The 19,988-nt window shown below is 60.2% G+C and carries 15 protein-coding genes; 11 read left to right on the top strand and 4 right to left on the bottom strand.

Annotated elements, in window-relative coordinates; genetic code table 11:
• The first annotated feature begins 96 nt into the window (after positions 1-96).
• From recC to ACM6IV_RS01000, 6 genes are all read left to right on the top strand, one after another.
• Positions 97-3,549 carry an exodeoxyribonuclease V subunit gamma gene (gene recC, locus ACM6IV_RS00975; protein ID WP_414868369.1) on the top strand — a complete coding sequence of 1,151 codons (3,453 nt, stop codon included), beginning with the start codon at positions 97-99 and terminating at the stop codon, positions 3,547-3,549.
• On the top strand, positions 3,546-7,235 hold the full coding sequence (gene recB, locus ACM6IV_RS00980) for an exodeoxyribonuclease V subunit beta (protein WP_414868370.1): 3,690 nt from the start codon (positions 3,546-3,548) through the stop codon (positions 7,233-7,235). The genes recC and recB overlap by 4 nt, the downstream gene beginning before the upstream one ends.
• Positions 7,232-9,340, top strand: a complete 2,109-nt coding sequence (gene recD / locus ACM6IV_RS00985; protein ID WP_414868371.1) for an exodeoxyribonuclease V subunit alpha — start codon at positions 7,232-7,234, stop codon at positions 9,338-9,340. Before recB ends, recD begins: the two co-directional genes overlap by 4 nt.
• Before the next feature lie 119 nt (positions 9,341-9,459).
• A complete protein-coding gene (locus tag ACM6IV_RS00990; RefSeq protein WP_414868372.1) occupies positions 9,460-10,035 on the top strand; it encodes a YfiR family protein in 576 nt (191 codons plus the stop codon).
• Positions 10,032-11,300 carry a diguanylate cyclase domain-containing protein gene (locus tag ACM6IV_RS00995; protein ID WP_414868373.1) on the top strand — a complete coding sequence of 423 codons (1,269 nt, stop codon included), beginning with the start codon at positions 10,032-10,034 and terminating at the stop codon, positions 11,298-11,300. Before ACM6IV_RS00990 ends, ACM6IV_RS00995 begins: the two co-directional genes overlap by 4 nt.
• Before the next feature lie 47 nt (positions 11,301-11,347).
• Complete coding sequence (locus ACM6IV_RS01000) at positions 11,348-11,800, top strand: OmpA family protein (protein ID WP_414868457.1); 453 nt, start codon at positions 11,348-11,350, stop codon at positions 11,798-11,800.
• Here the strand turns inward: ACM6IV_RS01000 and ACM6IV_RS01005 are convergent.
• Positions 11,797-12,744 carry a LysR family transcriptional regulator gene (locus ACM6IV_RS01005; RefSeq protein WP_320414507.1) on the bottom strand — a complete coding sequence of 316 codons (948 nt, stop codon included), beginning with the start codon at positions 12,742-12,744 and terminating at the stop codon, positions 11,797-11,799. The two genes, ACM6IV_RS01000 and ACM6IV_RS01005, sit on opposite strands and share 4 nt — an antisense overlap.
• A 149-nt stretch (positions 12,745-12,893) precedes the next feature.
• Here ACM6IV_RS01005 and ACM6IV_RS01010 point away from each other — a divergent pair, with 149 nt between their 5' ends.
• Both ACM6IV_RS01010 and mmsB read left to right on the top strand, forming a co-directional pair.
• Entirely contained in the window at positions 12,894-14,420 is a 1,527-nt protein-coding gene (locus ACM6IV_RS01010) for a CoA-acylating methylmalonate-semialdehyde dehydrogenase (protein ID WP_414868374.1), read from the top strand.
• 9 nt (positions 14,421-14,429) lie between these two features.
• Positions 14,430-15,332, top strand: coding sequence for a 3-hydroxyisobutyrate dehydrogenase (mmsB, locus tag ACM6IV_RS01015; RefSeq protein WP_414868375.1), 903 nt, complete (start codon positions 14,430-14,432; stop codon positions 15,330-15,332).
• A 161-nt stretch (positions 15,333-15,493) separates the two neighbouring features.
• On the opposite strand, the gene ACM6IV_RS01020 is transcribed toward mmsB, so the two are convergent.
• Entirely contained in the window at positions 15,494-15,844 is a 351-nt protein-coding gene (locus ACM6IV_RS01020) for a cupin domain-containing protein (RefSeq protein ID WP_103303269.1), read from the bottom strand.
• A gap of 165 nt (positions 15,845-16,009) precedes the next feature.
• Complete coding sequence (locus tag ACM6IV_RS01025) at positions 16,010-16,891, bottom strand: LysR substrate-binding domain-containing protein (RefSeq protein ID WP_414868376.1); 882 nt, start codon at positions 16,889-16,891, stop codon at positions 16,010-16,012.
• Between the two features lie 213 nt (positions 16,892-17,104).
• Between ACM6IV_RS01025 and ACM6IV_RS01030 the strand changes: the two genes are divergently transcribed.
• Positions 17,105-17,869 (top strand): sulfite exporter TauE/SafE family protein, encoded by a 765-nt coding sequence (locus tag ACM6IV_RS01030; protein WP_414868377.1) that lies wholly within the window; start codon positions 17,105-17,107, stop codon positions 17,867-17,869.
• Here the strand turns inward: ACM6IV_RS01030 and ACM6IV_RS01035 are convergent.
• The gene (locus tag ACM6IV_RS01035; protein WP_414868378.1) at positions 17,859-18,173 is read right to left on the bottom strand and encodes a putative quinol monooxygenase; all 315 of its coding nucleotides are present in this window, start codon (positions 18,171-18,173) and stop codon (positions 17,859-17,861) included. The genes ACM6IV_RS01030 and ACM6IV_RS01035 overlap by 11 nt on opposite strands.
• 183 nt (positions 18,174-18,356) lie before the next feature.
• On the opposite strand from ACM6IV_RS01035, the gene ACM6IV_RS01040 reads away from it, so the two are divergent.
• Positions 18,357-18,947 (top strand): NAD(P)H-dependent oxidoreductase, encoded by a 591-nt coding sequence (locus ACM6IV_RS01040; RefSeq protein WP_095119572.1) that lies wholly within the window; start codon positions 18,357-18,359, stop codon positions 18,945-18,947.
• Positions 18,948-19,007: 60 nt separating this feature from the next.
• Entirely contained in the window at positions 19,008-19,919 is a 912-nt protein-coding gene (locus tag ACM6IV_RS01045) for a LysR substrate-binding domain-containing protein (protein ID WP_414868379.1), read from the top strand.
• Positions 19,920-19,988 lie beyond the last annotated feature (69 nt).

Raw genomic sequence — 19,988 nt, forward strand, 5'->3', positions numbered from 1 at the left:
GTTCGTACAGCATTCGCGGACGCCGTCCGGCTGTCATACCCTGCCGACAATGCTAAGGTTCTGCCCTGGCTTTTGTACTTTTCCAAGGAAACCTTTATGCCGGACGCCCAGTCCCTCAACGCTGCATTCATGGTGGTCCAGAGCAATAGCCTGGACGAACTGCGCAGCCTTGTGATCAGCATAATGCGGCGCTATCCACTGGCCCCCCTGGAAAACGAAATCGCTCTGGTGCAGAGCAACGGTATCGCCCAGTGGCTCAAATTGGCTTTGGCAGAAGATCCAGAGGATGACGACCTCGGAGGTTGCGGCATCGCGGCAGCAATTGATGTGCAACTGCCGGGCAGTTTCATGTGGCAGCTTTACCGCATGGTATTGGGTCGAGATGAAATTCCTCCCAAGTCCCTGCTCGATAAAGCCCCGCTGACCTGGCGCCTAATGCGTCTGCTCCCTCAAGTCATTGATCGTCCGCATTTCGAGCCGTTGCAACGCTTCCTTACCCACGACACTGACCTGCGCAAGCGCTATCAATTGTCCGAACGCTTGGCGGATCTGTTCGACCAATATCAGGTGTACCGGGCCGACTGGCTTGAAGACTGGGCCGAAGGCCGGCATCAATTACGCAACGTCAGGGGAGAAATAAAGCCACTGCCCCCGGCCAGTTGCTGGCAGGCAGAACTGTGGCGTGCGCTGCTGGATGACGTGGGCGAGCAAGGTATGGCGCAGAGTCGTGCCGGCGTTCACCAACGGTTTATCGAGCGCATCAACAATCTCACCGAAGCGCCTGCGGGATTGCCTTCGCGAGTAATCGTTTTCGGGATTTCTTCGCTGCCAGCCCAAGTGCTTGAGGCGCTAGCCGGGCTTGCGCGTTTCAGTCAGGTCCTGCTGTGTGTACACAACCCGTGCCGGCACCACTGGGCCGATATTGTTGCCGACAAAGATCTGCTGCGGCATCAATACAAGCGCCAATCGCGCAAGGCCGGGATGCCCGCAGTGCTGGACCCTGAAGCGCTGCATCAACACGCCCATCCACTTTTGGCTGCATGGGGTAAACAAGGCCGAGACTACATCAATCTGCTCGACAGTTATGACGATCCCAATAGCTATCGGGCGGCTTTCCGAGACGGTCGCATAGACCTATTCAGCGAAACTCAGCCACACAACCTGCTCAATCAATTGCAGGACGATATCCTGGAGTTGCGCCCACTCAATGAAACCCGTGCGCACTGGCCTGCTGTCGATCTGGCGCAGGACGAGTCGATCCGTTTTCACATTGCCCATAGCGCTCAACGTGAAGTCGAAATACTGCATGACCAGCTCCTGGCGCGTTTCAGTGCCAATCCGGATCTGCGTCCCCGCGATGTAATTGTGATGGTGCCTGACGTCGATAGCTACGCGCCGCATATCCGCGCGGTATTTGGTCAGCTTGAGCGCCATGATTCACGGTTTATCCCCTTCACATTGGCGGATCAGGGGCAACGTGGCCGTGATCCGCTGCTGATCGCGGTTGAACACCTGCTCAAGCTTCCTGACAGTCGTTTCCCGGTCAGTGAAATCCTTGATCTACTCGATGTTCCCGCACTTCGCGCACGCTTTGGTGTGGAGGAACGCGATCTGCCAACGCTGCACCGCTGGATCGAAGGCGCGGGCGTGCGCTGGGGTATGAATGCCGAGCAACGCGCGGGCTTGGGATTGCCCCAAGAACTTGAGCAAAACAGTTGGCATTTCGGTCTGCGTCGCATGCTTCTGGGCTACGCCGTCGGCAGTGCCAACGCGTGTGAAGGTATTGAGCCCTACGATGAAATCGGTGGACTCGACGCCGCTCTGATCGGGCCGTTGGTGGCTCTGCTCGATGCCCTGGAACTCGCTCACCAACAACTCACCCAACCCGCTCAACCCCAGGAATGGGGCTACCGGTTGCAGGCGCTGATGCAACTGTTCTTCAAGGCCAGCAACGAGCATGACGACTACTTGTTGACCCAACTCGAAGAGCTGCGCGAAACCTGGCTGGAAACGTGTGGGGCGGTGGGCCTGGCGGATGAGCTACCACTGACAGTGGTTCGCGAAGCCTGGCTCGCTGGTCTGGACCAAGGGCGATTGTCTCAGCGTTTTTTGGCCGGTGCCGTAAATTTTTGTACGCTGATGCCCATGCGTGCGATTCCATTCAAACTGGTCTGCCTGCTGGGAATGAACGACGGCGACTATCCCCGCGCACAGCCGCCGCTGGACTTCGATCTCATGGGCAGCGACTACCGCCCGGGAGATCGATCGCGGCGTGAAGACGACCGTTATCTTTTGCTCGAGGCACTGTTGTCGGCACGCAATCAGCTCTATATCAGTTGGGTTGGTCGCAGCATTCGCGACAACAGCGAGCGACCGGCTTCCGTGTTGATCGGCCAGTTGCGCGATCACATCGCCAGCGGTTGGCGATTGCTCGATGAAAATGGCGATCTGCTGAGTGCCATGACGCAGGAGCATCCGCTGCAACCGTTCAGTGCACGCTATTTTCATGAGGGCGATCAACTGTTCAGCTATGCCAGCGAATGGCAGGTTTTGCATCAACAACATGAGCCTCAAAACGAAGCGCAGTTACTCACTCCCTATGTACAAGAAGAGCCATTGAGCCTGGCATTGTTGCAGGACTTTTTGCGCAATCCGGTCCGGCACTTTTTCACCCAACGTCTGAAGGTGTATTTCGAGGCCGCCGACGCACCGCTGGCCGACGAAGAGCCCTTCGTATTGGATGCATTGCAGCGTTACACGCTCAGCGACAGCCTGCTCGAAGCCGCTCTCAGGCAACCGGACAATGTCGAGCAGGCGCTGACTGCCCAGGCCCGGCGTCTGCAGAACAGCGGCCTGTTGCCAATGGCCGGGTTTGGCGAGTGCCTGCAACGAGAGCTGATCGAGCCCCTTCCGGATCTGCTGCAGCGTTATCAACAACTGCTGACACTGTGGCCGACCCCGTTGACCAGTGCGTTGCCGGTCAACCTTGAATTGCAGGGCTTGCGACTTGACGGCTGGCTCGCCGGTTTGCATCAGCGGACCGACGGTGGCCTGTTGTCGGTCACGACCATTCCCAACAGCATTGGCTCGATCAAAAGTCGTAAATGGCATCGTCTGACCAAACCTTGGGTCAATCATCTGGTGGCCTGCGCCAGCGGACTTTCCCTGAGCACCGCGTTGGTGGCCAGCGATGACACGCTGTTGCTTGAACCGACGGAGCCAGATCGAGCGATACGTTTCCTCGGTGATTTGCTCCTCGCCTGGCAGGCCGGAATGCGCCAACCATTGCCGGTCGCAGTAAAAACCGCCTTCGCGTGGCTCTCTCAGAGCGACCCGCTGAAGGCCGATGCGGCCGCGCGTAAAGTCTATGAAGGTGACGGGCAGACCAGCGAAGGTGAGCGGCGTGAGAGCCCGGCGTTGTCACGGCAATTTGCCGACTTCGAGGCATTGCTCGCCGACGAGACGTTCTCCGGTTGGTGTGACGCCTTGTATCGCCCGCTGTTTGAAGCGCCTTGGCGTTCGCTGTCCACCGAAGGGGCTCGGGCATGAGTACAAAGACACCCCTTGCACTGGCCTTTCCGCTTCAGGGCAGCCAGTTGATCGAAGCCAGTGCCGGTACCGGTAAAACCTTCACCATCTCGGCTTTGTATCTACGGCTTATCCTCGGTCATGGTGACGAAGCAAGCGGGTTCGGCCGTGAATTGCTGCCACCACAGATTCTCGTGGTGACCTTCACCGATGCCGCGACCAAGGAACTGCGTGAGCGCATACGCACGCGTCTGGCTGAGGCCGCTCGATTCTTTCGTGACGAAACGCCTGCGCCCGACGCATTGATCACCGAATTGCGTGACCAGTTCGACCCTCAACAATGGCCCGGTTGTGCCAACCGCCTCGATGTCGCCGCGCAATGGATGGACGAAGCCGCCGTTTCGACCATCCACAGTTGGTGTCAACGCATGCTGCGCGAGCATGCGTTCGACAGCGGCAGCTTGTTCACTCAATCCCTGGAAACCGACCACAGCGATTTGCTCGGCGAAGTGCTGCGCGATTACTGGCGGCTGTTCTGTTACCCGATGCAGGGCGATGCCTTGAATTGGGTTCGCAGCAACTGGGGTGGACCTGCAGCGTTGTTGCCCCGCGTGCGCGGCCTGTTCGCCAGTGAGCGTGACAGCGATGAGGGCAAGGCGCCTGCGGAGTTGATCGATGAGTGCTTGCAAGAACGCCGTGCGGCGTTGATCGAACTGAAAATGCCTTGGCGCCAGTGGGCAGACGAGTTGCTTGCCATCTGCCAACAAGGCGTTGCGAGCAAAGCCGTCGACGGGCGCAAGATGCAGGCGCGGTACTTCGAACCGTGGTTCGAAAAGCTCAAGGCATGGGCAGAAGACGAGACCCTGGAGCAACTGGATATCGGCACCGGTTTCACCCGACTGACTCCCGACGGCATGGCCGAGGCCTGGAAGGGACAATCCCCAAGCCATCCGGGCCTGGACGCCATGCCGCAGCTCAAGTCGAGCCTCGATGCATTGCCGACCCCCGATGCTGCTGTGCTGCAACATGCCGCCAAATGGGTGGGTGCACGCTTTGAAGAAGAGAAGCGGCGTCGTGCCGAGATGGGCTTCGACGACATGTTGTTGCGCCTGGATGCCGCTCTGCAATCCGAGGGTGGCGAACGTCTTGCGACGTTGATTCGCGAGCAGTTCCCGGTCGCGCTGATCGACGAGTTCCAGGATACCGACCCGGTGCAGTACCGGATCTTCGAAAGTATCTATCGCATCGAAGACAACAGTCCTGAGACCGGCCTGTTTCTGATCGGTGATCCGAAGCAGGCGATCTACGCCTTCCGCGGCGCAGATATCTACACCTACCTGCGTGCGCGTCAGGCCACCACCGGCCGGCTGCATACGCTGGGCACCAACTTCCGTTCCAGCCACGGCATGGTCAGCGCGGTCAATCATGTGTTCGCCCGCGCCGAGTCCCGAGAGCTGGGCCGCGGTGCGTTCTTGTTCCGCGAGAAAAACGGCGACAACCCGGTGCCGTTCCTCCCCGTCGAATCTCAGGGTCGCAAGGAACAGCTGCAAGTTGCCGGGCAAGCTGTCGCGGCGTTGAATGTCTGGCATTTGTCCACCGACCAGCCGCTGTCGGGCGCGGTTTATCGTCAGCAGTTGGCAGCCGCGTGCGCGAGCGAAATCACCGCGTTGCTCAACGGCGGGCAAAATGCTAGCGCAGGGTTCACTCAGGACGGCAAAAACTTCAGGGGCCTGAGGCCGTCCGACATCGCGATTCTCGTGCGTGATGGTAAAGAGGCCCAGGCTGTACGCGGTGAGCTCGCTGCGCGCGGTGTGCGCAGCGTTTATCTGTCGGACAAGGATTCGGTATTCGCGGCGCAAGAGGCCCACGACTTGCTGTCCTGGCTCAAGGCTTGTGCCGAGCCGGATGTCGAACGCTCCCTGAAAGCCGCATTAGCGTGTATCACCCTGAACCTGCCATTGGCTGAACTGGAGCGTCTGAACCAGGACGAACTGGTCTGGGAAACCCGGGTCATGCAGTTCCGTGGCTATCGCGAGCTATGGCGCAAGCAAGGCGTGCTGCCGATGTTGCGCCGCCTGCTGCACGACTTTCATCTGCCGCAAACCTTGATGACACGCACGGATGGCGAGCGTGTCCTGACCAACCTTTTGCACCTGTCGGAATTGATGCAGCAAGCAGCAGCGGAGCTGGACGGTGAACAAGCGCTGATCCGCCATTTGGCCGAACTGCTGGCAGTGTCCGGCCAAGCCGGCGAAGAGCAGATTCTGCGTCTGGAAAGTGATGAGCAACTGGTCAAGGTCGTGACCATCCACAAGTCCAAAGGCCTGGAATATCCCTTGGTGTTCTTGCCGTTCATTTGTTCGGCAAAACCCGTGGATGGCAGTCGCTTGCCACTGCATTACCACGATGCCGAGGGCAAGGCTCAGGTGAGCCTGAAACCAACCGCCGAGCTGATTGCGCAAGCGGACGATGAGCGTCTGGCCGAAGACTTGCGCTTGCTCTATGTGGCGCTGACCCGCGCGCAGCATGCCTGTTGGCTGGGTGTGACGGATCTCAAACGAGGCAATAACAACAGCTCGGTGCTGCACCTTTCGGCGCTGGGTTATCTGCTCGGTGGCGGCGCATCGCTGGGGGAGTCCAGCGAATTGAAACGCTGGCTGCAAGATCTGCAACAAGACTGCCCGGCCATCCATATCGATGAAATGCCCCAACCCACCGACGAGCATTACCAGCCTCCGCATAATGACGCCGTGCTGAGTGCCACGCTGCTGCCCAAGCGCAAGGCCAGCGAAAACTGGTGGATCGCCTCCTACAGCGCTCTGCGCATCAGCGACGTGTTGAGTGTCGGCAGCGATGAAGCACCAGACAGCCCGCAAGCACAAAAGCTGTTTGATGACGAACGCCTCGACCCCGATGCACCGCGGGAGATCATGGCCGGCGGTGCCGACATTCACCGTTTCCCACGTGGTCCCAATCCGGGAACGTTTCTCCACGGGTTGCTGGAGTGGGCCGGTGATGATGGCTTTGCCGTTTCCCGCGAGGCGCTGGAAGACGCCATTGCCCGGCGCTGCAACCTGCGCGGCTGGGAAGGCTGGATTACCACCTTGAGTGACTGGTTGCAGCATCTGCTCAAATCGCCACTGCCGATTGCAGGTGGACAGCCGCCGGTTGTTCTCGAACAACTGAAGCAGTATCGGGTCGAGATGGAGTTCTGGTTCGCCAGCCATAAAGTCGATGTAGTCAAACTCGACGAACTGGTGCGGCAGCACACCCACCGGGGCGTGGCCCGCGTGGCAGCCGAACCGGTGCAACTCAACGGTATGTTCAAAGGCTTCATCGATCTGACGTTTGAGCACGATGGCCGTTATTACGTGGCGGACTACAAATCCAACTGGCTCGGTGAGGATGATCAGGCGTATACCGAGCAGGCCATGGAACAGTCGATCCTCGACAACCGCTATGACCTGCAATACGTGTTGTACCTGCTGGCATTGCATCGCCAGCTCAAGGCGCGGCTGCCTGATTACGATTACGATCGCCATGTCGGCGGCGCGTTATATCTGTTCCTGCGTGGCACGCGTGCTGACAGTCGTGGTGTGTATTTCGCCCGTCCACCGCGTGAACTGATCGAGCGTCTCGACCGTATGTTCCAAGGAAAACCCGAACCCAAGTCCGAACCCGCCTGGGAACAGGGAGTCCTGCTATGAGCCGCACCTTTGCCGATCTGCTCCCTACGCCGCTGGCGGCCGATAGTCTGTCGAGGCTTGCGCCACTGACCAGCGCCGATGACCTGTTGATCTTGCTAACGCGTTGGGTCGAGCGTGGCTGGCTGCGCGCGCTGGACAAAGCATTCGTTGCGTTGCTGCACGAACTTGAACGCGACACAGATCCGCTGGTGTTGCTCGCTGCCGCCCTGACCAGCCATCAACTTGGCCATGGTCATGTCTGTCTTGATCTATACGAAACTTTGAAAGCGCCCGATTTCGCGCTGTCGCTGCCCCCCGAAGGTGACGTGCAAGGGGGTGTGTTGTTGCTTCCTTCGCAATTGCTCGAGGCGCTCGACGGTGCTCACTGGTGCAAGGTTTTGGCCGGCAGCTCGTTGGTCGCACTGGCGGCGGACTCCAGTGATTTCGCACAGCAACGCCCACTGGTGTTGTCGGGCAAACGCTTGTATCTGCGACGCTACTGGGCCTACGAACGGCGCATTGATGCGGCGTTGCGCCAGCGCCTGCAGCAGGTCGAACCGACACCGCAAGATCTGCCGCAGCGTTTGAACGAGTTATTCGGCTCAACCAGAACCGGTGAGGTGATCGACTGGCAGAAACTCGCCTGTGCCCTTGCCACTCGCGGCGCCTTCAGCATTGTCACCGGTGGTCCGGGCACTGGCAAAACCACCACCGTGGTGCGTTTGCTGGCCCTGCTGCAAGCACCTGCCGTCGCCATTGGTCATCCGCTGCGAATTCGTCTGGCGGCACCGACAGGCAAGGCCGCGGCGCGGTTGACCGAGTCCATCAGCCAGCAAGTGCAGTCGCTGGAAGTCACCGAAGAGGTGCGGGCGAAAATTCCTTGCGACGTCACCACCGTGCATCGTCTGCTGGGTAGCCGTCCAGGCACCCGCCATTTCCGCCACCACGCCGGCAATCGCTTGCCACTGGATGTGCTGGTGGTCGACGAAGCTTCGATGATCGACCTGGAAATGATGGCCAATCTGCTCGATGCCTTGCCAGCCCATGCACGCCTAGTCTTGCTCGGTGACAAGGATCAATTGGCCTCTGTGGAAGCCGGTGCAGTGCTGGGGGATTTGTGCCGTGACGCCGAGGGTGGCTGGTACAGCCCGCAGACCCGACAATGGCTGGAGTGGGTCAGCGGCGAATCGTTGCAAGACAGCGGCTTGCATGAGGACGTCGAGGGCGCTCACCCACTGGCGCAGCAAGTGGTAATGCTGCGCCACTCCCGGCGTTTCGGTGAGGGCAGCGGGATCGGTCAGCTTGCGCGTCGGGTCAACCAGCAGTTGCCGGATGAAGCACGGCAGTTGCTCGCAACCGGGCAATACGACGATGTGTATTCGCTGCCGCTCAAGGGCGAACAGGATCACAAACTGGAGCGACTGTTGCTGGAAGGGCATGGCGATGGCCCGCAAGGTTACCGCCATTATCTGAGTGTGCTGCGTGATCGGCGTCCACCCTCGGGCCAGCCACTCGAACATCCGGACTGGGTCATTTGGGCCCGCGAAGTCTTGCAAGCCTTCGACACCTTCCAGTTACTGTGTGCCGTGCGCAAAGGGCCGTGGGGTGTCGAAGGTCTGAATCAACGCATCACCGCCGCATTGCTCAAAGCACGTCTGATCGAAAACGATCAGCAATGGTACGAAGGCCGTCCGGTCCTGATGACTCGCAACGACTATGGTCTGGGCTTGATGAACGGCGACATCGGGATCGCCCTCAAACTGCCTGAACGCGAAGGGGCGGACGCGGGCAAACCGGTGTTGCGCGTGGCGTTCCCGCGCAACGACGGTCAGGGCGGCGTGCGCTTCATATTGCCAAGCCGCCTCAACGACGTCGAAACCGTCTACGCCATGACAGTGCACAAGTCCCAAGGCTCGGAGTTTGCCCACACGGCGCTGCTCCTGCCGGATGCCTTGAACCCGGTACTGACCAAAGAATTGATCTACACCGGCATCACCCGGGCCAAACACTGGTTCACCCTGATCGAATCCCGACCTGGGGTGTTCGAGGAGGCGGTGCAGCGTAAGGTCAAACGTCTGAGCGGGCTGATGCTGGAACTGGAGGAGGGGAGCGTGCCTGCGAGGTGAGAGTCACGACGATTGGCGGCGATTACTGACCGACCGGTCAGAGGTCGCTGTCTCGCTGGCGTTTCAGCGCTGTGCTATCGTTGCGGCATCATTTCGGTACGATCCAAGAGAATCCCTGCATGAAGGTGTCTGTCTGGGCGACGGGGCGCGTAGTTGTCTGCAAGCACGTGTTGCTTGTCGCTCTGCTCTGGTTGTTGACGGGGGCGGCGGTCGCGCAGGTGCAAGTGCCGACGGGCATGGCCGAACAACGAGCCAAATCTGTCACGCAGGTCGTTCTTGGTATTCTCAGCTACGCGCGCTGGCCGGTGGAACCGGCGCAATTGCGCCTGTGCATCGTCGGCCCCACCGAATACACCGACGATCTGGTCAAAGGCACCACTCAAGCCACGGGCCGCCCGGTCACCGTACGTCGCCTGCTGGCCGATAATCCGGCCATCGCCAGCGAATGCGATGCGGTGTACATCGGCAAACTCACGGCGGATGAACGCACTCGCTTGTTCGCTTCGCTGATCGGTCATCCGGTGCTGAGCATCAGCGAAGGTGGCGATCAGTGCACCGTTGGCAGTCTGTTCTGTCTGCGCGTCGGTGATGAACAGGTGTCCTTCGAGGTCAACCTCGACTCCGTTGCCCGCAGCGGCGTGCGTATTCACCCGAGCGTGCTGCAATTGTCGCGTCGCAAACCGGCGGCGCCATGAAACTGTTCCGAGCGAAAAACCGCCCAACCCTGGGTTCGGTCATTGGCCGAGGGCATTTGACGGTCGCGCTGGTGGGCGTGGCAATGGCCAGTGTGTCCCTGACATTACTGGGTGTACTGGCGCTACGGGTGTATGCCGATCACAACCTGCATTTGATCGCTCGTTCGATCAGCTACACCGTGGAAGCGGCGGTGGTGTTCAACGACAAGACGGCCGCCACCGAAGCGCTGGCCCTGATTGCTTCTACCGAAGAAGTTGCGCAAGCCCAGGTGCTGGACAGCCAGGGACAACTGCTGGCGCACTGGCAGCGCCCGGAAAACGGCTTGTTCTCTGAGCTGCAAATGCAGGTCACAAGCGCAATTCTGGAAAAACCCATCAGCCTGCCGATCGAGCACCAGAACCGCGAAATCGGCCGTGTGTTGCTCACCGGCCATGGCGGCAGCCTGATGCGTTTTCTGCTCAGCGGTCTGGCGGGGATCATCCTCTGTACCGCGATCAGCGCCTGGGTCGCGCTCTATCTGGCGCGGCGCCAGTTACGCGGCATCACCGGTCCCCTGCGCAGCCTTGCCGCCGTGGCCCACGCCGCGCGCAGCGAACGAGCACTGGACCGCCGCGTGCCGCCGGCGCAAATCGCGGAACTCGACAACCTCGGCAATGACTTCAATGCCCTGCTTGACGAACTGGAGTCATGGCAGACCCATCTGCAAAACGAAAACGAAACGCTGGCGCACCAGGCGACTCACGACAGCCTGACCGGTCTGCCAAATCGCGCCTTTTTTGAAGGCCGGTTGATCCGCGCGTTGCGCAATGCCGGCAAACACGATGAGCGCGTGGCCGTGTTGTTTCTCGACAGTGACCGCTTCAAAGGCATCAACGACAACTTTGGCCACGCCGCCGGTGATGCGGTGCTGGTGGCGGTGGCCAATCGCGTTCGTGCGCAGTTGCGCGAAGAGGATCTGGTGGCGCGGCTGGGCGGTGACGAGTTCGCTGTTCTGCTCACCCCGTTGTATGAGGTCGAAGATGCCGAGCGCATCGCTGACAAGATCCTTACCAGCATGGACATGCCCATCGCGCTGCCCGGCGACACCAGTGTCGTGACCTCGCTCAGTATCGGCATTGCGGTTTTTCCCGATCATGGGGTCACGCCGGGGGCCTTGCTCGAAGCTGCCGACGCGGCGATGTATCAGGCCAAGCGTCTGTCGCGCGGCGCCCAATTCACGGCCGGGACGGAGCACCCGGTCGATTCCGTTCAAACCAGGAGCTGACTCTCGTGTCCACACTGTCCTTTCGATCTTTTTACGCTGTGCTGTTGATGGCCGTCCTGGCCCTGACCGGTTGCCAGACCGCGCCGCAAAAAGGCCTGAGCCCGGCGCAAGTCGCGGTCCTCAAGCAACAGGGCTTTGAACTGACCGATGAAGGCTGGGAGTTTGGCCTGTCCGGCAAAGTGCTGTTTGGCAGCGACGTCGAAAGCCTGAACCAGCAAAGCACCGAGATCGTTGAACGCATCGGCAAGGCATTGCTGGGTGTCGGCATCGAGCGGGTGCGGGTCGATGGCCACACCGACGCATCGGGCAAGGAAACCTACAACCAGCAACTGTCGTTGCGCCGCGCGAAAAGTGTCGCCAACGTACTGGGCACGGTCGGCATGAAACAAGAGAACATCCAGTTGCAGGGCCTGGGCAGCCAAGAGCCGGTGGCGTCCAACGATACGGCGGCCGGCCGCACGGAAAACCGCCGGGTGTCGATAGTGGTCAGTGCCGACTAATCGGCGAACTGCATGTCGCGGGTCTGCCCCATCAACAGACCCTGATTACGCTCAGTCACCTCACGGATGTAATCCCACAACAACGTAATCCGCTTCAACTTGCGCAGATCTTCCCGGCAGTACATCCAGAACTGCCGAGTGATGTCGATGTCCTCCGGTAATACCGGCAGCAGGCGTGGATCCTGCGCGGCCAGGAAGCACGGCAGAATCGCCAATGAACGCCCTTGCTGCGCCGCGACGAATTGCGCAATCACGCTGGTACTGCGCAGATGCGCGCTGGCGCCGGGCAGCACGTTCGCCAGGTACAGCAGCTCCGAGCTGAACGCCAGGTCGTCTACATAACTGATGAATTGATGCTTGCTCAAATCCGCCGGGCGGCGGATCGGTGGGTGTTGGTCCAGATAGTCCTGGGTTGCGTAGAGCTGCAAGCGGTAGTCGCACAGTTTGCAGCATACGTACGGCCCGTGCTCCGGGCGCTCCAACGCAATGACGATGTCGGCCTCACGCTTGGACAGGCTGATGAAGTGCGGCAGCGGCAGGATGTCCACCGAGATCGCCGGGTAGGCGTCGACGAAATGGCTCAACTGCGGGGTGATGAAAAAACTGCCGAAGCCTTCGGTGCAGCCCATGCGCACATGCCCGGACAGCGCCACGCCAGAGCCGGACACCTGCTCGCAGGCCATGTGCAATGTGCTTTCGATCGACTCGGCATAACCGAGCAGGCGCTGGCCTTCGGTGGTCAGAACAAAGCCGCTGGTGCGCGACTTCTCGAACAGCAAAGTCCCCAATGCCGCTTCCAGCGAACTGATCCGTCGCGACACCGTGGTGTAGTCGACAGCCAGCCGTTTGGCGGCGGTGCTGGCCTTGCGGGTGCGGGCGACTTCGAGGAAAAACTTGAGGTCGTCCCAGTTCAGCGAGCCTAGAGAGGTGATGTTTTTTTGCATGATGGACGGGCTTATATGTGCGTTCTTATTAGAAGTTTGCACATCTATACTCCAAAAACAGTCCGACAACCAATTCGTGACACACGCCTCATCTCAAGGCGAACCTTTCGCCTTGGCTCCTACGATAAAAACAAGTTCTGGAGACCAGCATGAACGCATCGCTTACGCCCAACGACACCACGCTGCAAAAGGTCAAACTGCTGATCGACGGCGAATGGGTCGAATCGCAAACCACCGAGTGGCACGACATCGTCAACCCGGCGACCCAGCAAGTGCTGGCCAAAGTGCCGTTTGCCACCGCCGCTGAAGTCGATGCCGCCGTTAGCGCCGCCCAGCGTGCTTTCCAGACCTGGAAGCTGACCCCGATCGGCGCGCGGATGCGCATCATGCTCAAGCTGCAGGCGTTGATCCGCGAGCACTCCAAACGCATCGCCGTCGTCCTGAGCGCCGAGCAGGGCAAGACCATTGCCGACGCCGAAGGCGATATTTTCCGGGGCCTGGAAGTGGTCGAGCACGCTTGCTCGATTGGCACCCTGCAAATGGGTGAGTTCGCCGAGAACGTCGCCGGCGGCGTCGATACCTACACCCTGCGTCAGCCGATCGGTGTGTGTGCCGGCATCACCCCGTTCAACTTCCCGGCGATGATTCCGCTGTGGATGTTCCCGATGGCTATCGCCTGCGGCAACACCTTTGTCCTGAAGCCTTCGGAGCAGGATCCGCTGTCGACCATGCTGCTGGTGGAACTGGCCATCGAGGCTGGCGTTCCGGCCGGTGTGCTGAACGTGGTTCACGGCGGTAAAGACGTGGTCGATGGCCTGTGCACGCACAAGGACATCAAAGCGGTGTCGTTCGTCGGTTCGACCGCAGTCGGCACTCACGTTTACGACTTGGCTGGTAAACACGGAAAACGCGTGCAATCGATGATGGGCGCGAAAAACCACGCCGTGGTGCTGCCGGACGCCAATCGCGAGCAAGCGCTGAATGCCTTGGTCGGCGCCGGTTTCGGTGCGGCCGGGCAGCGTTGCATGGCCACCTCGGTGGTGGTGCTGGTCGGTGCCGCGAAGCAGTGGCTGCCGGATCTGAAAGCGCTGGCGCAGAAACTCACCGTCAACGCCGGCAGCGAGCCGGGCACCGATGTCGGCCCGGTGATCTCGAAGAAAGCCAAGGCACGCATTCTCGAGCTGATCGAAAGCGGCATCAAGGAAGGCGCCAAGCTGGAGCTGGACGGTCGCGACATCAAGGTACCGGGCTACGAGCAAGGCAACTTTGTTGGCCCGACCCTGTTCTCGGGCGTGACCACCGACATGCAGATCTACACCCAGGAAATCTTCGGTCCGGTGCTGGTGGTGCTGGAAGTCGACACCCTTGATCAAGCGATTGCGCTGGTCAACGCCAACCCGTTCGGTAACGGCACCGGCCTGTTCACCCAGAGCGGCGCGGCGGCGCGTAAATTCCAGACGGAAATCGACGTCGGCCAGGTCGGCATCAACATCCCGATTCCAGTGCCGGTACCGTTCTTCAGCTTCACCGGTTCGCGCGGTTCGAAACTCGGCGACCTCGGTCCGTACGGCAAGCAAGTGGTGCAGTTCTATACGCAGACCAAAACGGTCACGGCGCGCTGGTTCGATGACGACAGCGTCAACGACGGCGTGAACACCACTATCAACCTGCGCTGAGGAATCGCCATGAAAATCGCATTTATCGGTCTGGGCAACATGGGCGCACCGATGGCGCGCAACCTGATCAAGGCTGGCCATTCGCTGAACCTGGTCGACCTGAACACAACCGTGCTGGCGGAACTGGAACAACTGGGTGGCAGTATTCGGGCCTCGGCCCGTGAAGCAGCCGAAGACGCCGAGCTGGTGATCACCATGCTGCCGGCGGCGGTGCATGTGCGCAGCGTCTGGCTGGGTGAGGATGGTGTGTTGGCAGGCATTCGCCAAGGTGTGCCGGCGGTGGATTGCAGCACCATCGATCCGCAGACGGCCCGCGATGTAGCAGCGGCAGCGGCCAAACAAGGCGTGGCCATGGCCGATGCGCCAGTGTCCGGTGGTACGGGCGGTGCGACTGCCGGAACGTTGACCTTCATGGTCGGCGCCACCCCGGAACTGTTCGCCACGCTGCAGCCGGTGCTGGCGCAGATGGGCCGCAACATCGTGCATTGCGGTGAAGTCGGCACCGGGCAGATCGCCAAAATCTGCAACAACCTGCTGTTGGCGATCTCGATGGTCGGCGTCAGCGAAGCGATGGCGCTGGGCGATGCGCTGGGCATCGACACCTCGGTGCTGGCCGGGATCATCAACAGCTCGACCGGGCGCTGCTGGAGTTCGGAGATGTACAACCCGTGGCCGGGCATCGTCGAAACGGCGCCGGCCTCGCGTGGTTACACCGGTGGCTTTGGGGCGGAGTTGATGCTCAAGGATCTGGGGCTGGCGACAGAGGCGGCGCGTCAGGCGCACCAACCGGTGGTGCTCGGCGCGGTGGCGCAGCAGTTGTATCAGGCGATGAGTCAGCGTGGGGACGGCGGGAAAGATTTCTCGGCGATCATCAACAGCTATCGCAAGCCAGCAATAGAAGGACAGCGCTGAACGAATTGTAGAAGCGAGTCTGGTAGCGATGGCTGAGTGTCAGGCAACCTTTCTTTGCCAGATCCACCGCAATCGCTAACAGGCTAGCTCCCACAGGGATTTGAGTGAATCCGGGACATTTGCCGGGAAATCACGTCGGGTGATCTCCCGGCTTTTTTGCATCAGGCAAACACGAAATATTTGCGCACGGTTTCGACCACTTCCCACGTGCCCTTCATGCCCGGCTCAATCACGAAGATATCGCCGGCACGCAAATGGATCGGCGCCATGCCGTCCGGGGTGATCACGCAGTAGCCTTCCTGGAAGTGGCAGTACTCCCACTTCACGTATTCGACGCGCCACTTGCCCGGGGTGCAGATCCACGTGCCCATGATCTTGCTGCCGTCTTCGCTGGTGTAGGCGTTGAGGTTGACGGTGTGCGGGTCGCCTTCGAGTTTTTCCCATTTGCAGGCGTCGAGTACCGGCAGCGGGTGGGTGTCGCGCAGAACGGTGATAGGGGCGGTCGCGGTCATGAGGACTCCGGGCAGTGGACGAGAGGAATGAAGTCGCACCGTATACCGCCCGGTCGGTGCTCAGATGTCTGGGGTCGACATCAAGCTGCTCAGAAACGCGCGCAGGTGGCCGAGCATCAGCAGAATGCGTTTGCCTGAAGAAAAGCCGAGGATGAAGTTGGCCCCTCAGGGGAGGGTCAAGGCGTGCAGCAGCGCTTTGGCGTAACCCGGCAAAGCCGTGAAGTCTTTCGCGCAGAGCAACAAGGTGCGGCGTGCCCACGGTTCATTCAATGTCACGCTGTTGAATGAGCCTGGCGCCGCGCGTTCGACGGCGGCCAGCGGCACGATGGCGAGCCCGGCGCCACGCCCCACCATACGAATCACGCCGTCGAAACCGTCGGCGCGGATACGCACCTGCATCCGTGCGCCGCTGTGCAAGGCTTGCTCTTCCAGATAAATCGCCAGAGCGCTGTCGGCACTGAGCCCTACAAAGTCATGGTGCAAAGCGTCGCTGAAACTGACCTCGGTGGCGTCAGACAATGGGTGGTCGAGCGGCAGAATCAGCACCAGCGGATCGTCATGAAATGGCTGGGTCTGCAGGTCGCTGGTGTCCACGGCGTCAGACACAATGCCGAGATCCGCCGCGCCTTGGCGCAAGGCGTGAGTGATGCGAGCGCTGGGCAGTTCCTGCAGATCAATGTCGAGATTGGGATGATCGCGCAGAAAGTCCGCCAGCGCTTCCGGCAGGTATTCGGTGATCGCCGTGGTGTTGCACAGCAGTCGCACCTGACCTTTGACGCCTTGGGCGTATTCGGCCAGATCCTGCTGCAGGCGCTCGGCTTGTTGCAGGAGGATGCGTGCGTGTTGGGCCAGCGCTCTACCGGCCGGTGTCGGGGTGACGCCACGACGGCCACGCTCGAGAAAATCGGTGCCGAGCGAGGCTTCCATGGCGCGGATTCTGGCGCTGGCAGCGGCCAGGGATAAATGGCTGCGGGCGGCGCCGGCGGTGATGTTGCCGGTGTCGAGGATGTGCAGGTAGAGGCGCAGGTCGGTGAGGTCAAAGTGCATGGGCAGCCTCTGAAAGCTCTGGTGTCTGGACTGGCCTCATCGCGAGCAGGCTCACTCCTACATGGGATCAGAGGCGAACGCAAAACCTGTAGGAGTGAGCCTGCTCGCGATGAGGCCAGAGGCTTCAAAGAAAGATCAGCCTCTTGTATGGAGAGAGGCAGCCTCAGTATATGGCAGATTTTCGGCCAGCCTCCACAGGCGCACAGTAGCGCCATGAACACACTCACAGACTTTTACCACCACCTCGGTCTGGCCCTGTCTCTGCTGGTCATGATGACTTTCATTCTGGCCGGCCTGATCAAAGGTGTGATCGGCCTCGGCCTGCCCACCGTCGCCATGGGGTTGCTCGGTCTGGCTATGGCACCGTCGCAGGCAGCCGCTTTGCTGATCATCCCGGCGACCCTGACCAATGTCTGGCAACTGGCTTTCGGCGGGCATTTACGAGGGTTGGTCAAACGCCTGTGGCCGATGCTGCTGATGATCTTCCTTGGTACCGCTATCGGCACGTTGTCGATCGGCATGGCAGGCGGGCACTGGGTGGTGCGCGGACTTGGCGCGGCGCTATTGCTCTATGCATTGAGTGGTTTGTTTCTGCCAACGCTGAGCGTGAACCCGCGCCATGAAGGCTGGTTGGGTCCGGCGTGCGGCTTGATCACTGGCGTCATCACTTCAGCCACCGGCGTGTTCGTGATCCCAGCTGTGCCGTACCTGCAAGCCCTGGGCTTGAATCGCGATCAACTGGTGCAGGCGCTGGGCCTGTCATTCACCGTTTCAACGCTGGCATTGGCCGCAGGATTACTCTGGCGGGGCGCCCTCGGTGGCGGCGAACTCGGTGCCTCGCTGCTGGCGCTGATCCCGGCCATTCTTGGGATGTTGCTTGGCCAATGGCTGCGGCAACGCATCAGCGCCGTGCTGTTCAAGCGGGTGTTCTTTGTCGGTATGGCCGCGCTTGGCAGCCACTTGTTGATCAGCGGTTAGCCGAGGCTTCGCTGAGCATGTCGATCTGGCGGATATCAAAATCGCGCTCCAGATAGTCCATGCGTTGTGCAAAGAATGCCTTCATGTGCGGCAGATTCGAATGCACATCCAGGTGCTCTTGCGACGCCCAGATCTCGTAGAAGATAAACAGCGACGGATCTTCCTTGTCGCGCAGCATGTGGTACTCGATGCAGCCTGGCTCTGCGCGGCTCGGCTCTACGTAAGCACGAAACAACGCCTCGAAGGCCTCGGCTTTTTCCGGGCGGGTCTTGGCGTGCAGGATAAAACCCTGGCGTTCACTCATCGCAGCAACTCCTCAAATTTTGATGGCCGCAAATGCTATGGCAACAATCGGCATTCGATTCGTGCTTTTTGATCAAATGTATTTTGCGCAAATTCGGCTTATTCCGCGCGAGGCGGATCGTTAATCTGCCGCCATTCCAGTTTCCCTTCTCTATCCAGCCAGTGGCTGCGCCGAGGCTTTCTCATGAAAAAAGTGCTGTTGCTCAATGGCGGTAAAAAATTCGCCCACTCCGACGGTCGTTACAACACCACCCTGCACGAAGCCGCACTGAGCGTGCTCGATCGCGGCGGTGTCGACGTCAAGACCACCTTCATCGACGAGGGCTATGACGTTGCTGAAGAAGTCGCCAAATTCCTCTGGGCCGACGTGATCATTTATCAGATGCCCGGCTGGTGGATGGGCGCGCCATGGACGGTGAAAAAGTACCTCGACGAAGTCTTCACCGAAGGCCACGGCAGCCTCTACGCCAGTGATGGCCGCACCCGTTCCGATGCATCGCAGAAGTACGGCAGCGGCGGTCTGATTCAGGGCAAGCAGTACATGCTGTCGCTGACCTGGAACGCACCGCAGCAGGCCTTCGATGACCCGACGGATTTCTTTGAGGCCAAAGGCGTGGATGCGGTGTACTTCCCGTTTCATAAGGCCAACGAGTTTCTCGGTATGACCGGTTTGCCCACGTTCCTCTGTGTCGACGTGATGAAGCGGCCGAATATCGAGGCTGATGTGGCGCGTTATGAGCAGCATTTGACCGAGGTGTTTGGTCTCAAGGGCTGATGCTCGGCTACTATCGAAGGCCTGAGCCTGCGGGGCAGGCCAATCGATTTGAGGACACCCGTGAAAGCCAGATCCGATGAGTTGCAGATTTTCGTCTGCGTGATCGAGTGCGGTTCCATCTCCGCCGCTGCCGAGCAAGTCGGCCAGACGCCGTCAGCCGTCAGCCGCACATTGTCGAAGCTGGAAGCCAAGCTCGACACTACGCTGATCAATCGCACCACGCGGCGCATGGACCTGACCGAAGAGGGCAAGTATTTCTTCGAACAGGCCAAGCTGATTCTCGATCAGATGGATCAACTCGAAGAACGCCTGTCCTCGCGTCAGCAGACTCCGTCCGGACGCTTGCGGATCAACGCCGCGTCACCGTTCATGCTCCACGCGGTGGTCCCGTACATTGACGAATTCCGCCGGCTCTATCCGGACATCCAGCTTGAACTCAACAGCAATGACCTGATCATTGACCTGCTGGAACAAAGCACTGACGTCGCCATCCGCATCGGCAATCTCGCGGACTCGACACTGCATGCGCGCTCGCTCGGTTGCAGTCCGCTGCTGATCGTCGCCAGCCCTGCGTATCTGGAAAAGCACGGCGCGCCACAACAAGTCGCCGATCTGAGCGACCACACCTTGCTCGGCTTCACCCAGAACGAAGGCCTCAACCAATGGCCGCTGCGCTATGTGCACGGTGACCGCTGGCCGATTACCCCGGCAATCAGCGCTTCCAGCGGCGAGACCGTACGCCATCTGGCGCTGGAGGGGCAGGGCATTGCCTGCCTGTCGCACTTCATGACCATCGATGACATTCGAGCCGGGCGCCTGAAAGTGCTGCTGGGCGAATTCAACAGTGGCTATCGCCAACCGATCAACGCGGTGTACTACCGGAACTCGCAACTGGCGCTGCGCATTCAATGCTTCCTCGATTTCATCCAGAGCAAACTCGCGGCTTACGCCAGCGCCGATTTCAAGGGCTGATTCGTGACCTCTGCGCAAGAGTGAATTGGCCGGGGGCGGGTTTTTCCCTCCGACCCACAGGTCGATACT

The organism is Pseudomonas sp. IT-347P (assembly GCF_949768005.1).
Taxonomy (GTDB): Bacteria; Pseudomonadota; Gammaproteobacteria; order Pseudomonadales; family Pseudomonadaceae; genus Aquipseudomonas.

Coding starts and splice junctions, on each gene's coding strand:
- recC (WP_414868369.1), top strand. CDS start 97: ATGCCGGACGCCCAGTCCCTCAACGCTGCATTCATGGTGGTCCAGAGC.
- recB (WP_414868370.1), top strand. CDS start 3,546: ATGAGTACAAAGACACCCCTTGCACTGGCCTTTCCGCTTCAGGGCAGC.
- recD (WP_414868371.1), top strand. CDS start 7,232: ATGAGCCGCACCTTTGCCGATCTGCTCCCTACGCCGCTGGCGGCCGAT.
- ACM6IV_RS00990 (WP_414868372.1), top strand. CDS start 9,460: ATGAAGGTGTCTGTCTGGGCGACGGGGCGCGTAGTTGTCTGCAAGCAC.
- ACM6IV_RS00995 (WP_414868373.1), top strand. CDS start 10,032: ATGAAACTGTTCCGAGCGAAAAACCGCCCAACCCTGGGTTCGGTCATT.
- ACM6IV_RS01000 (WP_414868457.1), top strand. CDS start 11,348: ATGGCCGTCCTGGCCCTGACCGGTTGCCAGACCGCGCCGCAAAAAGGC.
- ACM6IV_RS01005 (WP_320414507.1), bottom strand. CDS start 12,744: ATGCAAAAAAACATCACCTCTCTAGGCTCGCTGAACTGGGACGACCTC.
- ACM6IV_RS01010 (WP_414868374.1), top strand. CDS start 12,894: ATGAACGCATCGCTTACGCCCAACGACACCACGCTGCAAAAGGTCAAA.
- mmsB (WP_414868375.1), top strand. CDS start 14,430: ATGAAAATCGCATTTATCGGTCTGGGCAACATGGGCGCACCGATGGCG.
- ACM6IV_RS01020 (WP_103303269.1), bottom strand. CDS start 15,844: ATGACCGCGACCGCCCCTATCACCGTTCTGCGCGACACCCACCCGCTG.
- ACM6IV_RS01025 (WP_414868376.1), bottom strand. CDS start 16,891: ATGCACTTTGACCTCACCGACCTGCGCCTCTACCTGCACATCCTCGAC.
- ACM6IV_RS01030 (WP_414868377.1), top strand. CDS start 17,105: ATGAACACACTCACAGACTTTTACCACCACCTCGGTCTGGCCCTGTCT.
- ACM6IV_RS01035 (WP_414868378.1), bottom strand. CDS start 18,173: ATGAGTGAACGCCAGGGTTTTATCCTGCACGCCAAGACCCGCCCGGAA.
- ACM6IV_RS01040 (WP_095119572.1), top strand. CDS start 18,357: ATGAAAAAAGTGCTGTTGCTCAATGGCGGTAAAAAATTCGCCCACTCC.